This window comes from Rahnella sp. WP5, from assembly GCF_000745615.1.
Taxonomy (GTDB): Bacteria; Pseudomonadota; Gammaproteobacteria; order Enterobacterales; family Enterobacteriaceae; genus Rahnella; species Rahnella aceris.
Window position 1 is genome coordinate 179933 of record NZ_JQJR01000005.1, and the last position, 15378, is coordinate 195310.

Here is a 15378-nt window from a genome sequence, read left to right on the forward strand (position 1 = left end):
TCAGGCGGCACGACCGCCAAAATAGAGTTCGCGCATACGGGGGTCGTGTAGCAGGTCCTGCGCGCAGCCCTCCATCGCCACTTTCCCCAGCGCCAGAACATAGACCCGGTCGGAAATGTGCAGTGCCTCCATAGCATTCTGCTCGACCATTAAAATGGTCACTTTTTCCTGGCGGCGAATGGTTTGTATGGCGCTAAAAACTTCCGTAAGCATTTTCGGTGACAGCCCGGCCGAAGGTTCATCGAGCAGCAGTACTGCGGGTTCAGGCATCAGAGCCCTTGCCAGCGCGAGGATTTGTCGCTCGCCGCCGGAAAGCGCTGACGCGGGTGATTGCCATTTTTTATGTAACACCGGGTAATTTTCCGCCAGTTGCGCCATTCGCTGCTTACGTTGGCCTGGCGGTAAAAATTGTCCCCCGGTTTGCAGATTTTCTGCCACGGTCAGATTGTTGAAGACGTTGTCCAGTTGTGGGACAAATCCGAGTGAGCATTCACGGATTTTCCGGTGCACCGGAATTTTTGCCGTTTCGCATCCATCGATTTCAACCCGTCCTTCGCGCGGGGAGACAAATCCGGCAATCGATTTCAGCAAGGTGGATTTGCCGCAGCCATTTGGCCCCAACAGCGTCACGATTTCCGCCTGTTCAACGTGCAATGAAATACCGTGCAGAATATCAATCCCCGGGGTATAACCGGCGACCACGTTTTCGAGGGTAATCATACGGCCTCCTGCAATGTTGCGGTGCTTTGCCCTAAATAGGCATCCAGTACTTGCTGGTTCTGCGCCAGTTCATCCGGGCGGCAACTGGCGACAATCTGTCCGCGATCCAGCACGATGCAGCGCTGGCACAGGGTGTTTATAAAATGCATATCGTGTTCAATAACCAAAAGTGAAATACCCTGACGGCTCAGGTTGACCAACGTTTCCACCAGTTCCTGGCGTAATTTCGGGTGCACACCGGCCATAGGCTCATCCAGCATCAGCAGCGTCGGTTTACCCATCAGCGCACAGGCAATACCCAGTAATTTTTTCTGTCCGCCGGAAAGCGCCGCAGCAGGCAGATCTTTAACTTTGGTTAACAGCAAGGTATCCAGTAATTCGCTGGCGCGGGTTCTGTCTTCCTGTTCGGCTTTACGCCCGGAAGCCAGTCCCAGCAGACCGTTGAATAACCCGTGCTGACGAGTACCGGCAGTCATCACGACTTCCATCACGCTCATCTTTTCCGGCATGACGGGGAGCTGGAAGGTGCGTGCAATGCCAGCCTGGATGATCCGGTGGCTGGGCTGACGAGTAATGGACTGTCCATCAAATGTGATGCTGCCGCCATCCGGCCGGTTAAACCCGGAAATGGTGTTGAGCAGCGTACTTTTACCGGAACCATTCGGCCCGAGCAGGCCAAGAATCTCCCCCTTTTCCAGCGTAAATGATACGGATGTCAGTACCTGGTTGCCGCCAAAGGATTTGCTGATGTCAGCCACTTCAAGCAAACGGCTCATGAGAAAGTCCTTAATTTTTCCGGTAACAGACCACCTGGCCGTGTGAGCAGACACAGTAATAAAGCCAGACCCACCAACCCCAGGCGTAGCGCGCCAGTCAGGTCTGAACTGATGTGGAAATAGTCTTTTGCAAAGGGGATAAAGTTATACAGCCCTTCCACCAGCAACACGCCCAGCAACACGCCGCGCACATTGCCAATACCACCGATCATCACCATGCTCCAGATAAGAAAGGTTTCCGACGAAAGCAGGTAATCCGGGCTGACATAATCGGTGTACCAGGCCAGTAACATACCGGCCAGACAGCACATCACAGCACTGCTCATCAACGCCCGGCATTTCAGCCACGGCAGCGCATAGCCCATGCAGATCGCTAACTGAGGTTGTTCGCGCATCAGGCGCAGCGCCCGCCCAAACCGGCTGGCGCCGATACGCAGGCTGGCGAGCGTGGCGACGATGACGCTGAACAGAATAATGATCGCGAAGATACGCGTATCGGTGACGGTATCACCGGTCGACCAGGGCGAAGACAGGCCGCCAATCCCCTGCGCGCCGCCCGTCAGTGCGTCTTCATTGACGACGGCAATGCGGATGATTTCAGCCAGCGCCAACGTGGCAATGCCCCAGTAGTCCGCCGTTAGCTGACGCCCCAGCAACGCCATCAGCGCGCTGATAACAATGGCACACAGTAACCCGGCTGGGATCACCACCCACAGCGGCAACCCAAAATTGTTTCCCAGACCGACGGCATAAGCGCCGGTTCCGACAAACACAATGTGACCGAAATTCAGCAAACCGGCGTAACCTGCCTGTAAATTCAGGGCAAGCGCGATAATGGCATAGATCCCGGCAAGGCAAAGGATATGCAGTAAAAACTCAGACACGGCGGACCTCCCGGTTAAACAGGCCATAAGGACGCAGTAACAGCGCCAGCAGCAGAATGACAAACGATGAGGCGTTCACCCAGGTCACCGGGATAAACAATAAGTCGCCGCCGAACAGCCAGCTCCAGTCGATATTGGTCACGAGGGTTTCGGTTGCAGCGATAAGAAGTGCACCAAAAATGGCACCCATTGGATTTCCCAGCCCGCCGAGAATGGCGGCAGCGAGCACCGGCAACATCAGATCATTGCCCTGGTTGACCCATGCGCTGGCATTCATCGCCAGCATACTGCCTCCCACAGCGGCCAGCATTCCAGCCAACAAGTTGACGGTGTGGATAATTGCGCTGGCATTTAACCCGGAGGCTGCTGCCAGATCCCGGTTACTTGCCAGCGCACGGATAGCGCGACCTTGCGGCGTACGAAACAGCAACAGGCTGAACACCACCACCAGCGAAATCGTGACGCCAAGACCCCAGAGTTCGTCAGAGGAGATTCGGGTGTCCCCAACCTGCAAGAGCGCACCCACAGGCAGGGAATAATTCACCGGGGCCGATCCCTCAACCCCGAGAACCAGTGCGATCAGCACCATCGATACTGCAAGCGATCCGATCATGGCGTTAGCGGTACCGCTTTTCAGCAGTGGCTGATAAACCCAGTGATGCAAAATCATGGACAGCATGCCGCAGACCAATGCAGAAAACACGATTGCCAGAGCCAACGGCATGCCAAGACGAAGCCCGGCGGCGGTGATAAATGAACCGACCATGGCATATTGCATATGAGCGATGTTGGCGAACCGTACCAGCCCGTAAACCAGGCTTAATCCCAGCGCGACCAGCGACAAATCCGCAGTGCGAATCAATGTATCAATCAAAAACTGCAGCATGGTTTTTCCCCGATGATGTAGCGTGAACTGGCAAGATAAAGCGGCTCGTTACCGGGGAACCGGTACGCCATTAAACGCTTTCACTTTCAGGTAGGGCTGAGACATACGCTGGTTATCGGCATCCAGATTTAATGTACCGGTAATGCCGGTAAAACCAGGCGCAACGGTTTTCATTGCCGCGATCATGGCTGCCGGATCGGCACTGTGCGCTTTGTCGATAGCTGCCGCCGCCAGCATTACGCTATCCCAGGCATAGCTACCGTACACAGAGCGAGGTTTCTCATGGAATTTTTTCTGGTACAGCTCAGCATAATTTACGCCGTGACCACCCGACGTTTTCTGGTCAATACCTGCGACTTCCATACCAACCTGCCCGTTGGTGTACTGCGCCGGGGAACCTTCAACGGCCATGGTTAAATACATGCCATACCAGGGCGTTTTATTCAGACCCAGCTCCCAGGCCTCACGGTTCAGCACAATGGCATCCTGGCCGTAGCTGGTGTAAACGTAGGCTTGCGGATGAGCGCGAGAAATTTGTTCCAGCTCGCGGCGATAAGAAGGCTGACCGCTGGCATAGAGCACTTTGGCGACCACTTTGCCCCCGGCTTTTTCAAACGCGTTGGTGAACTGCTTCGCCATACCCTGACCGTAAGCACCATCCGGGGCGATAAAGGCCACTTTGCTGTAACCGAGCTGGCGCACATCTTCTGCCGAGAAGCTTGCGGAAAGAGAATCCAGGCCAATAACGCTCCAGGAGGTAGCGCCGATTTTGCGGATATCGGTGCTGGTACCGGAAATATTGATGTGCAGCAGATTGTTCTTCACCAGATATTGCCCAACCGGAATGGTGACACCAGAGGAAAAACTGCCCATCACTAAAGGGACATGGTTAACCTGAGTTAACTTACGTACGGCATTCAGGCCTGTAACCGGGCTTTCGGCGGAATCTTCCACGATCACATGTAATGGCTGACCATTAACGCCGCCCTGGGCATTAACCTGTTCAACCGCCAGTTCAATACCACGACGCTGATCTTCACCAATGCTGGCGCTGGTGCCGGTTAAGGGCAAAATTGCACCAATGTTCACATCGGCCTGCGCCGTGCGCGCCAGACCAAACAACGTCATACCTGCCAGTGTTGACAGCATCATGCCTTGCCCGAAACGATTTTTCATGTTGGTTCTCCGGTTTGCTGTTGCCGGCTTCTGAGGCCGGTGTTTTGTCGCCTGCGCAAATGTGCACAAGTCTGCCTGGTAATGCCGAAAAAGAGCGCACTAAAGTGAATATATAAGTGCATACACTTGTGTATTAAGCAAAGACGATGCCAGATAACAGGACGTTCCCGGTATCAAGTGCTTATTTCAGGTTAAACGAATGCAAATTCATGAATAAATACAATGGAATCGAAAATATCTAAAAAACTTTCGTTTTCATTTTTATCAGGGTCAATAAAAATATCTGTGTGCACAAGTGAATACACTTTGAATCATTTTAGTGCAATGCTGCCGTAAAATGGTGCGGGGAAAATACATAAGAATAAATAAGATGAAAAATGCTTATGAATGAGTAATTTTTTAATTAAAGAAAAGTGTATTCACTTTTGTGTTGAGTTGTTTTTTTTGCTGTGCTATCTATAAAAACATTACGTGAAATAATCTTTGCCGCATTTTTATTTTCGTGCTGAGCATGCGGTAAATTAAGGGGTTAATGTGGTTATCATAAAAAAGAAATCCCGTAGCGCTGACAGTGTGGAAAAGGTCTACGAGAAAGTGAAAGGCATGGCGATTGATTACTACTTTCGTCCCGGCGAACGGGTGAATGAAGTTGAGCTTGCGGCACAACTGGGGGTCTCGCGTACACCAGTGCGGGAAGCGCTGAACCGTCTGGCAAAAGACGGCTTTATGAATTTTGTACCCAACCGGGGTTTTTACTCCCGTGACCTGACGCCGGAAGGTGTCCGCGAACTTTATGAGGTGCGAATGGTTATAGAGCAATCGACCTTTCGTTTCGCCTGCCTGCGGGCAACAGATGAAGAGATCGCTACGACCACGGCTATCTGGGAAGAAGTGAGCCAGCATCGCCCGGCGCAAACCGAACAGGATTGGGCGAAGATTGCGGAAATTGATGAGCGTTTCCACATGGAAATAGCCCGTATTTCCCATAATAGTCGGCTCTATGAAATGCTCGATAGTCTGAATTCGCTGAGCCGCTTTTTCCGGCGTATCGATCTCGAAACGCCCGTGCGCAGGAACAATGCCTATGACGAGCATGTCGAAATTATCGCAGCATTACGCCAGCGGAATATCGAAAAAGGCGTGGTGCTGATTGAGCAACATATTTCATTGAGTGCCGAGCACGCGGTTGAAGTCACAAAAGAAGGGCTTGCCAGGATTTATTTTGGGAAGCCCTGAGCCACTCTTTTCATTAGGTCCAAAACGATAATTTAATCAGCTACCAGAGGGCATTACGCGTTCCGGTAATTCATTCACAGCGTCATGCTGCGGCATTGTGCCGGGAAAATGTAGAGGATATATGCGCTCCATTCCCGAAGAGATTATTCAACAGGCGATTATCTGGCGACGTGAGATCCACACGCGCCCGGAGATTGGCTTACAAGAATTTCATACTTCCGCGAAAATCAGCAGCCTGCTGCGCCAATATGATCTTGAAGTGCATACCGGCATTGCGGGTACCGGCGTGATGGGTGTTCTTCGCAATGGCGAGGGGCCGTCAATAGCCCTTCGCGCTGATATTGATGCATTACCCATCCAGGAAAACAACGCTGTTGCATGGTGCTCTTCCTCGCCAGGCATGATGCACGCCTGTGGACATGACGGGCATACCGCCATTTTACTGGGGGCGGCGCGCTATCTCAGCCAGACCAGAGCGTTCAACGGGACGGTGTACTTTATTTTTCAGCCTGCGGAAGAGAATGCCGGCGGCGGGCGTTTAATGGTGGAAGAAGGGATCTTTACGCGCTTTCCCGTTTCTGCGGTTTATGCGCTGCACAACTGGCCGGGGCTGCCGGTGGGGGAAGTGGCCGTTAGCACAGGCCCAATGATGGCTTCGCAGGACAATTTTTTTATCACGCTGACTGGCGTGGGATGCCATGCGGCGATGCCGGAAAAAGGGGCCGATCCGGTGCTGGCCGGCGCACACCTGATTACCGCGTTGCAAACGATCATGACGCGCCGACTCTCTCCGCTGGACAGCGCCGTGATCAGCGTGACGCAACTCCAGGCCGGGGAAGCAATAAATGTCGTCCCGCAAACAATGCAATTGTCCGGCACGCTGCGTTGCCTGAGCCAGACGGCCAGAGCGCGCTGCCAGATTCTGCTGGCGGAGTATGTCGAACAGCTCGTCGGGCCATTTGGCGTCAGTGGCAGCATTCGCTGGGAATACGGTTACCCGGTAACCGTCAACCATGCGCAACAGGCAAAAATTCTGGCGGATGCCGCACGCCACGTCCAGGGGATCACGCAGGTCCACACACAGTTATCACCCTCAATGGCGGCAGAAGATTTCGCCTATTTTCTGGAAGCCTGTCCGGGCGCTTATTTGTGGCTGGGGGCCGATGGCCCAACGCCGGGCGCGGCATTACATAACCCGCATTACGATTTTAATGACCAACTTATCGCACCTGGCATCGGTCTTTGGGTATCGCTGGTGGAGAGGTCATTGGGTCCTGTTTCTGTTACTTCTGAGGATTAACTATGAGCCATATCCACTTTATTGGTGCTGGTCAAATGACCGAAGCGATTCTGCGCGCCGCCTTAAAACGCGGCGCATTAAACCCGGACGAGGTCAGCTTATCGGATATTGATCCAGAGCGAATTGAAACGCTGAAAGCGCGCTATGAGTTGAGTAATACACAAGATTTGCCAAACGCGCTGGCCGCAGCGGATCACATCGTGATTGGGGTACGTCCGCAGGATAATATTGCTGATGTCGCACAACTGATTAAGCAGCATGCCGCGCCACAGACGTCAGTCATTTCTATTATTGCTGGCGTAACGCTGACCCAGTTGTCTTTGATGCTGGGCGAGTCACGCCCGATTACGCGTATCATCCCGAATACGCTGACGGATACCGGGCTGGGCTACAGCGGCGTGGCGTTTAATGCTTATGTTAACAGCGCGTCTGTAATGCCGTTTCTGGAAAGTTTCGGCAAGGTGATGGTGCTGGAAGAACGGTTGATTGACGTCTTCACCGGTTTTGCTGTCGCTGGTGTCAACTATGTCTATTATTTTGTCGAAGCGCTGGCGGACGCCGGTGTCCTTGCCGGATTAACCCGGACTCAGTCAACGCAAGTGGTGTGGGAAAACCTGGTTGGCGCGGTTGAAATGCTTAAGTTATCCGGGCGCCATCCGCGCCAGTTGATGGATATTAATAACTCTCCGGCAGGGGTTGGCATTAATGGTTTATATGAGTTGAATAAAATTAATTTCGCCGCTGGTCTGCAAAGCAGCGTTCTGGCTGCGGTACGTCGTACAACGGAGCTTTCTGGTCAAAAATAACACTATTTTTTAACAAGGGTGGTCTATGACAGCAATTTCAACTTCAACGTGTGGCTGCCATGCTGAAGGATGTAGCTCATCTGCGTAAAGTCATCAATGTGCGTGACAGCCCCCGGCGAAGAATTTGATTGACAGATCAGGCCACTTTGCGGCGAAACATCCAGTACGCCGCTGAGCCTGTTATCGCTGCAATCACCAGTAGCGGCCACAGGCTTCCCCATACAATGTCCAGACTCGCATCTTTCAGGTAAATTTGTTTTGTGATGTCCGTGAAGTGCCGGATAGGATTTATCCACGTCAGATTTTGCAACCACACGGGCATGTTCTCTACCGGTGAGACATAGCCGGAAAGCAGAATCGCCGGCATCATAAAGACAAATACGCCAATAAATGCCTGCTGCTGCGTCGAACTAAGTGCAGAAATCAGCAGCCCGAATCCCACCAGCGAAAGCCCGTAAATCAACATGGTGAAGTAGAACAGTAAGACCGAACCAGAGAAGGGGATTTGATAACCCCATATTCCCACACCGAGCACAATAGTGGCCTGCGCAATGGCGACAATCTGCGCGGGTACGGCTTTACCAACAAATATCTGCCAGGTGGCAAGCGGCGACACCAGGAGCTGGTCGAGCGTGCCTTGTTCACGTTCACGAGCAACGGACAGTGAAGTCACAATCATTACGCCGATGGTCGTTATCATGGCGATAAGCGACGGCACCACAAACCATTTGTAGTTCAGGTTTGGGTTATACCAATTGCGTATTACCAGCTCACTGTTATTCGACTTCGGTTGACCAGTCATGAGTTCTAGTTGGTAGTTTTTCACGATTTGCTGCAGGTAATTGGCGGCAATCTGCGCACTGTTCGAGTTACGACCGTCAAGAATAATTTGCAGTTTAGCTGGCTGATTGCTTGCCAAATTTCGCGAGAAATCTGCAGGGAAGCGGATCAGCAGCAGCGCTTTTTGTTTATCGAGGGTTGGCTGGATTTCCTGCGGGCTTTTTAACAGCAGCAGATGGCTAAAAGCTTTGGCGTGTGCAAAACGTTGCGTCAGTTCCACGGAATGGCTGCCATTGTCTTGGTTGTAAATCGCGATGGTGGCGTTAGTGACCTCAAGCGTGGCGGCAAACGGGAACAGAATCACCTGCAACACCACCGGCAAAATCAAAATGGTACGGGTTTGCGGCTCGCGCAGCAGGGATTGCAGTTCTTTGCGAATTAATGTCCAGAGTCGATGATACATAACTTTCCCTTAATCCAGACGACGTTTGGTCTTCAACGCCGTCAGGCCGATAAACATCACCGCCGAGACAATGAGACACAGTACGTTAACTATCAGCACCGTGGAGATATTTCCCGCGAGAAACAGGGTTTGCAGGGTATTCACGAAGTAGCGCGCCGGTATGATATAAGTCACTGCGCGGATAATCGCTGGCATGCTGTCGATCTGGAAGATAAAGCCCGAGAGCATGATGGAAGGTAAAAATGCAGCGTTCAGCGCCACTTGAGCGGCGTTAAACTGGTTGCGAGTGATAGTCGAAATCAGCAGACCCATACCAAGCGTACTGAGCAAAAACAGACTGGTAATCAAAAATAACAGTAGCAGCGAACCGCGATAGGGTACGCCGAGAATAAATACCGAAACCACCATACACAGTAGCATTGCCAGCATGCCGAGCACATAGTAGGGGAGCAACTTGCACAGCAACAACTCGGTACGTGTTATCTGCGTTGAAAGCAGGGCTTCCATAGTGCCTCGTTCCCACTCACGCGCCACGACCAGCGATGTCAGAATGGCACCGATAACCGTCATAATGATGGTTATCGCCCCCGGAATAATGAAATGCTGACTGATAGCAGCAGGGTTAAACCAGTAACGCAGTTGCACATCAATCAGTGGCTCGACGCTTTCACCCCGGCTCTTCGCGCGCTGCTGTTGCCATACCTGCCAGATCCCTTCGACATAGCCCTGCACAAAGTTTGCGGTGTTCGGTTCGCTGCCGTCGGTAATCACCTGAACCGGCGCTGTAGCCCCGGCGCGCGCCATGTTCTGCGCAAAGTCTGTAGGGATAATCACTATGCCGCGGATTTTTCCCGCCTGCATGAGCTGAATCAGTTCGTGGCGGTTATCGCTGATGGTCGGCTGAATGTAGGGCGAAGCGCTGATGGTATGAGCGAAACTCAGCGCTTCTTCGCTTTGCTGTTCCAGCAGAATCCCCACGTGCAGGCGGCTTGAATCCAGGTTGATGCCAAAGCCGAAAATAAAAAGCAGCAGCAGGGGGATCACCACAGCAATCAACCAACTGCTCGGGTCACGCGCAATCTGGCGCGTTTCCTTCACGCAGAGGGCGCGTACTCGCCTCCATGAGACTATTTTATGCTCACTCATGCGTGTGCTCCTTATCCCACTTGTTTATCAGCGTGATAAATGCCTGTTCCATGGTTGGGTCGACCTGCTCGTCGTCTGCCGCCTGCTGTTTGAGATCGTCCGGCGTGCCGCTGGCGATAAGCTTGCCACGATATACCAGCCCGATACGGTCGCAATATTCCGCCTCGTCCATAAAGTGTGTGGTGACCATCACGGTTACGCCTTTTTCAACCATGTCGTTGATGTGCATCCAAAATTCGCGCCGTGTAATCGGGTCAACACCAGACGTGGGTTCATCAAGGAACAGAATATCCGGCTCGTGCATCAGTGAGCAGGCCAACGCCAGGCGCTGCTTGAAGCCGAGTGGCAGGGAATCTGTCGGGCTGTTAAATATCGGCTGGAGGTTAAACGCTTCGCTCATACGGGAAATTTTGTCGTCCTGCGCCTTGCCGTGCAGCCCGTACACACCTGAGAAGAAACGCAGATTTTGTGCAACCGTCAGGTTGCCGTACAACGAAAACTTCTGTGCCATATATCCCAGATGCTGACGGGCCTTACCGGAGCTGGTTTTCAGATCCATATCCAACACCAGCGCCTTGCCAGAGGTCGGCACTAGCAGCCCGCACATCAATTTAAACGTCGTGGATTTACCCGCGCCGTTCGGCCCAAGCAGCCCGAAGATCTCGCCGCGCTGTACGGTAAAATTGACCTGGTCAGTCGCTGTGAAATCACCAAATTTCTTTGTGAGCTGTTTGGCTTCAATCACCGTTTCTTCGGAACTGCCTTCCACCGTATGCAGTATTTTTCCTAGCGGTGATTCCTTCGTGCCGGTGCCCCCCAGCAGTTCGATAAACGCATCTTCAAAACGCGGGACGGTACGCGTTATTTGCTCCAGAGACAGATCCAATGCTTGTGCCAGCTCTTCTATAGTGGCGTCTTTTGCCAGTATCAGACGTACGGAACGCCCCTGAATCACACCGTCGCTGACCTGCGGCAATTTCAGCGCCCGCTGAAGCAGCTTGCGGTTATTTTCTCCCCCATGACTCACCAGCAGCGAACGCCCGGCCATTTTCTGCGTCAGCTCTTTTGGTGCTCCGTGATACAGCAGCTCGCCTTCGTTCAGCAGTAGCACCTCGCGGCACTGTTCAGCTTCGTCGAGGTACGAAGTACTCCATAGGATCAGCATCCCTTCACCTGCCAGTTCGTGCACCATCTGCCACAGCTCGCGTCGCGAAATGGGGTCTACGCCGACACCGGGCTCATCGAGCAGCAGAACCTTAGGCTGGCCGACCAGTGTACAGGCGAGGCCTAGCTTCTGCTTCATACCGCCGGAAAGTTTGCCGGCGAGGCGCGAGGTAAAGGGAGCGAGGGAAGTAAATTCTAGCAGCCGCGCAAATGTTTTTTTACGTTCCTCGGCCGTCACTCCACGCAGGTCTGCGTACAGAGTGAGATTTTCCATTACCGTCAGGTCTTCATACAGCCCGAATTTTTGCGGCATGTACCCTACTACGGCGTGTAGGGCACTGCCATCTTTGATTGGGTCGAGGCCTATGACCTGTGCACTTCCCCCGCTAGGTTTCATCAAGCCTGCCAGCATACGTATTAGCGTGGTTTTCCCTGCGCCGTCAGGCCCCACCAACCCGGTGACTTCCCCCGGGTGGATTTCACATTCAAGGCTTGCTACCGCGGGTTTACCCAGTTCAGGGAAGTTTTTCATCAGCCCCTGCAAGCGGATGATGCCGCTGTCATAGCGGGTCATGCTGGGCACCATTGTTAAAACTTACGGTGACCGGCATACCCTGACGCAGCGAATCGTCGGCATCGGTCACGATAATGCGCAGGCGATAGACCAAATCGGTGCGCAGATCGGGCGTCTCAACCGTTTTAGGGGTGAACTCCGCGGTAGGAGAAACAAAGCCAATTTTGCCGTGATAGGGCTTTTCGGGACGCCCGTCGGTATAAATCTGCACTTCCGTACCCGGCTGTACATTGTAAAGACTCACTTCATTCACATAAGCGCGTACCCACACCGGGCGCGTAAGGGAAAGTGTTAATACCGTGTTACCCGCGTTGAGCATGCTCCCTGGTTCAACGGCGCGAGTAAGCAATGTGCCGGCGGATGGGGCGGTAAGCGTGGTGTCCTGTAAATCCAGCTGCGCCTGGGAGAGCTGTGCTTTAGCCTGTTGCAGACTGGCCTGTGCCTGGGCAATCTCTTGTGGACGGTTACCGTTGCGGTACTGACTGAGCTTATCGCGCGCGGCTTTCAGCGTAGCTTTTGCCTGATCGCTTGATGAACGGGAATTTTCCAGCTCATTTGCAGCAATCATGCGTCTGGCCCACAGCCCCTGTTGGCGCTGGTAAAAATTCTGGGCATAGTCATAGGCAGCTTGCGCCTGATTCACCTGCGCGGCCACCTGGGCAATTTCTTCGTCACGGTAGCCGGCAATAATCAAATCAAATTTCGCTTGTGTCGCTGCAACGTTTGCTTCCGCCTGTTGCAAGGCGTTTTGATACGGGCCTTTGTCCAGTTCCCCGAGCGTTTCCCCAGCCTTGATTGAATCGCCTTCATCGACCTGCAACGTAGCGAGGCGACCACCGACGCGAAAGCTCATGTTCACTGTGCGAATATCCACATTCCCGTAGAGCGTTAATGGTTTTTCCTGCTCGCTTTGATACCACATCCAGCCGCCAAAACAGCTGACCAGCAACGCAATAACAACGAGCACAACCATGGGCTTTTTATTTTTCATGGCACGATCTTCCTTAATTAACAGACAATCCCAGCAGGATGAAATCGACGTGGGTTAACACAACGCTACTGATTTGCTGCCGGTTGGCCTTATCAAAGTTTGTCCAACCGGCGCGTAGTAAAATAGTTTCCCGCCCCAGTCGGAAGGCCAGAATCTGTCCGAGCAAAGCGTGAGTATGCAAAATGGTTTCGGTATCCAGGGGATCACGTCCAGTGTAACGGCCCACAAGGGAAGTCAGGTGGCTGTGCATCGGTGCTATCACACGATCGTGGATGAGCTGATAAGCGGGTGTTGGCGAAAGCTGTTCGCGAGAGATAAATTTGCTGAGATTCAGAGTTTCATCGGAGGTGAGCAGCCTTATCATTTGCTCACATGCCGTATGAATTAGCTGGCGGATTTGCGCTTTGTCTGATGGCGACTGACTCATAACCTCTTCGGCGCACTGCATGTGCTCAAGAAAGTTGTCGTTGATAAAATCAGCAATCCACCCAGCAGAAGCAATATACAGCTCTTCTTTTGAGCCGAAATAATAGGTGATAGCCGCAATATTTTGCCCGGCAAGAGCCGCGATATCACGGGTGGTCGCCTGCAAGCCATATTCACCAAACTGAGCGATGGCAGCTTTAATAAGGCTATTTTTAGCCTGTTCGCCACGAGAAGTTATGGGAGGTTGAGAGGTCGGCATATTGCCTCATAAAAAAGTTAATCAATCGATTGATTAAAAATAGGCCGAAACAAATAGGCTGTCCAGCGATGTGTTTGTATCCTGCGAGGTGGTGCGGACGATTATTGGACTGTCAGGAAATTGTTTATGTATTCGTACGAAGATCGGAGACAGGCCCCTTCACCGCCGCCGTGTATGGCTCACCCGATTATTTTCGCCGCTTCCCTCTGCCGCAGACGTCGCAAGATTTGCAACAACATTTGTGTATTGGCCGGCGTGAAATCTCCAGCGGTAACCTGAATCGACCAGGTCAACGACCCACCAGACATGCAATGTGAAAAAAGATAATTCTTTTTGTTATAAAGACCCTTCCTTCTGTGAGGTTGTTCTCTGTTCTTTACCAGTAATCCCTTACCATTGTCGTGGATATGTTCGGTCCGCGCTTTTGTTCGCATCACCCGCTCCGCGCTTGATGCATTTTGTCTACCGCTCAAAAGCAGTCATGGACACATTAACAATCACATTTATGAACAGGGGAAGCTCAATGTCGACATATTATTTTCTGCCAACACGAAATGTATTTGGCGAAGGCAGTGTTCAGGAAGCCGGTACACTGGCAAAAACGTTAGATGTAAAAAAAATCATGATTGTCACGGACGCTTTCCTGGCAAAAAGCGGTATGGCGGACAAAGTCGCTAAAATTTATGAAGAAGCCGGTATTGAAGCGCGTATATTTGGTGGCGCGGAACCTAACCCCACAGATAAAAACGTAGAGGCGGGGATTAGTTTTTACCGGGAACATGGCTGCAATGGTATTGTTTCACTCGGTGGCGGTTCCTCCCATGACTGTGCGAAAGGTATTGGATTAGTCGCAGCCAATGGAGGAAATATTCACGACTTTGAGGGTATTGATAAATCCCGCAACGATATGATCCCATTAATGGCCATCAACACCACCGCAGGTACCGCTTCAGAAATTACCCGTTTCTGCATCATCACTGATACAGCACGTAAAGTTAAAATGGCGATTGTTGACTGGCGCGTGACGCCTCAAATCTCGATTAACGACCCGGTACTCATGGTCGGGATGCCACCTTCACTGACCGCCGCGACCGGCATGGATGCGTTAACTCACGCCATCGAAGCGTATGTGTCTACCATGGCGAATCCGCTGACTGATGCCGCCGCGCTGCAAGCGATCAGGATGATCACCCAGTACCTTCCCAAAGCTGTGGCAAACGGCGAATATATGAAGGCAAGGGATAATATGGCCTACGCGCAGTACCTCGCCGGGATTGCCTTTAACAACGCTTCTCTGGGCTATGTCCATGCGATGGCGCATCAGTTGGGCGGGTTCTATAACCTTCCCCATGGGGTATGTAATGCCATTCTGCTGCCTTATGTTGAGTACTTTAACTTGATTGGCAACCTTAATCGCTTCCGCGATATTGCAGAGGCCATGGGGGAAAACGTGGCCGGGCTCTCTACCGATGAGGCTGCGGTTAAAGCCATTAACGCCATCCGCCGCCTGAGCAGGCAGGTTGGCATTCCTCGCGATCTGAAAAGCCTGGGCGTCAAACCTGAAGATTTTGCCATCATGGCCGAGAATGCGAAAAAAGATGTCTGCCAGTTAACGAACCCGCGCAAAGCGACTAAAGAGCAGGTCATTGAACTCTATCGTCAGGCTTATGAAGGCGAAGAGTAACGTTAGATAACTGTGCGACAATGGGCCCGAAAAACCTTCACCGTAAATGAATTAAGGCCTGCTGCAGGTGACCTGCAGCCAGGCTGTGTCCCTTAATCATCCGGGCT

Annotated in this window: 14 protein-coding genes; 4 read left to right on the forward strand and 10 right to left on the reverse strand. The window is 52.4% G+C overall.

Annotated elements, in window-relative coordinates:
* The 5 genes from EX31_RS00825 to EX31_RS00845 are packed head-to-tail and all read right to left on the reverse strand — an operon-like array spanning nucleotide 1 to nucleotide 4442.
* A complete protein-coding gene (locus EX31_RS00825; protein WP_014416679.1) occupies nucleotides 1-720 on the reverse strand; it encodes an ABC transporter ATP-binding protein in 720 nt (239 codons plus the stop codon).
* The gene (locus EX31_RS00830) at nucleotides 717-1496 is read right to left on the reverse strand and encodes an ABC transporter ATP-binding protein (protein WP_014416680.1); all 780 of its coding nucleotides are present in this window, start codon (nucleotides 1494-1496) and stop codon (nucleotides 717-719) included. The genes EX31_RS00825 and EX31_RS00830 overlap by 4 nt, the downstream gene beginning before the upstream one ends.
* On the reverse strand, nucleotides 1493-2380 hold the full coding sequence (locus tag EX31_RS00835; protein ID WP_037032835.1) for a branched-chain amino acid ABC transporter permease: 888 nt from the start codon (nucleotides 2378-2380) through the stop codon (nucleotides 1493-1495). The genes EX31_RS00830 and EX31_RS00835 overlap by 4 nt, the downstream gene beginning before the upstream one ends.
* Nucleotides 2373-3266 carry a branched-chain amino acid ABC transporter permease gene (locus tag EX31_RS00840; protein WP_013578154.1) on the reverse strand — a complete coding sequence of 298 codons (894 nt, stop codon included), beginning with the start codon at nucleotides 3264-3266 and terminating at the stop codon, nucleotides 2373-2375. The genes EX31_RS00835 and EX31_RS00840 overlap by 8 nt, the downstream gene beginning before the upstream one ends.
* Before the next feature lie 48 nt (nucleotides 3267-3314).
* The gene (locus tag EX31_RS00845) at nucleotides 3315-4442 is read right to left on the reverse strand and encodes an ABC transporter substrate-binding protein (RefSeq protein WP_037032837.1); all 1128 of its coding nucleotides are present in this window, start codon (nucleotides 4440-4442) and stop codon (nucleotides 3315-3317) included.
* A 534-nt stretch (nucleotides 4443-4976) separates the two neighbouring features.
* Here EX31_RS00845 and EX31_RS00850 point away from each other — a divergent pair.
* The 3 genes from EX31_RS00850 to EX31_RS00860 all read left to right on the forward strand — a co-directional run bounded on the left by EX31_RS00850 (nucleotide 4977) and on the right by EX31_RS00860 (nucleotide 7784).
* Nucleotides 4977-5678, forward strand: a complete 702-nt coding sequence (locus EX31_RS00850) for a GntR family transcriptional regulator (RefSeq protein ID WP_013578156.1) — start codon at nucleotides 4977-4979, stop codon at nucleotides 5676-5678.
* Nucleotides 5679-5799: 121 nt separating this feature from the next.
* Nucleotides 5800-6978: a M20 aminoacylase family protein gene (locus EX31_RS00855; RefSeq protein WP_037032838.1), complete on the forward strand. Its 1179-nt coding sequence runs from the start codon at nucleotides 5800-5802 to the stop codon at nucleotides 6976-6978.
* Nucleotides 6979-6980: 2 nt separating this feature from the next.
* Nucleotides 6981-7784, forward strand: coding sequence for a pyrroline-5-carboxylate reductase family protein (locus EX31_RS00860; RefSeq protein ID WP_037032840.1), 804 nt, complete (start codon nucleotides 6981-6983; stop codon nucleotides 7782-7784).
* Nucleotides 7785-7920: 136 nt separating this feature from the next.
* Here EX31_RS00860 and EX31_RS00865 read toward each other — a convergent pair whose 3' ends face one another.
* Genes EX31_RS00865 through cecR form a run of 5 tightly spaced genes read right to left on the reverse strand, consistent with a single transcriptional unit; the run spans nucleotide 7921 to nucleotide 13587 of the window.
* Entirely contained in the window at nucleotides 7921-9027 is a 1107-nt protein-coding gene (locus tag EX31_RS00865; protein ID WP_037032842.1) for an ABC transporter permease, read from the reverse strand.
* 9 nt (nucleotides 9028-9036) lie between these two features.
* On the reverse strand, nucleotides 9037-10173 hold the full coding sequence (locus EX31_RS00870; protein ID WP_037032844.1) for an ABC transporter permease: 1137 nt from the start codon (nucleotides 10171-10173) through the stop codon (nucleotides 9037-9039).
* Nucleotides 10166-11911, reverse strand: a complete 1746-nt coding sequence (locus EX31_RS00875; protein ID WP_037033222.1) for an ATP-binding cassette domain-containing protein — start codon at nucleotides 11909-11911, stop codon at nucleotides 10166-10168. Before EX31_RS00875 ends, EX31_RS00870 begins: the two co-directional genes overlap by 8 nt.
* The gene (gene hlyD / locus EX31_RS00880) at nucleotides 11898-12902 is read right to left on the reverse strand and encodes a secretion protein HlyD (RefSeq protein WP_037032846.1); all 1005 of its coding nucleotides are present in this window, start codon (nucleotides 12900-12902) and stop codon (nucleotides 11898-11900) included. Before hlyD ends, EX31_RS00875 begins: the two co-directional genes overlap by 14 nt.
* A 13-nt stretch (nucleotides 12903-12915) precedes the next feature.
* A complete protein-coding gene (cecR, locus tag EX31_RS00885) occupies nucleotides 12916-13587 on the reverse strand; it encodes a transcriptional regulator CecR (protein WP_037032847.1) in 672 nt (223 codons plus the stop codon).
* Nucleotides 13588-14110: 523 nt separating this feature from the next.
* Here cecR and EX31_RS00895 point away from each other — a divergent pair.
* The gene (locus EX31_RS00895) at nucleotides 14111-15271 is read left to right on the forward strand and encodes an iron-containing alcohol dehydrogenase (protein ID WP_037032850.1); all 1161 of its coding nucleotides are present in this window, start codon (nucleotides 14111-14113) and stop codon (nucleotides 15269-15271) included.
* Nucleotides 15272-15378: the final 107 nt, after the last annotated feature.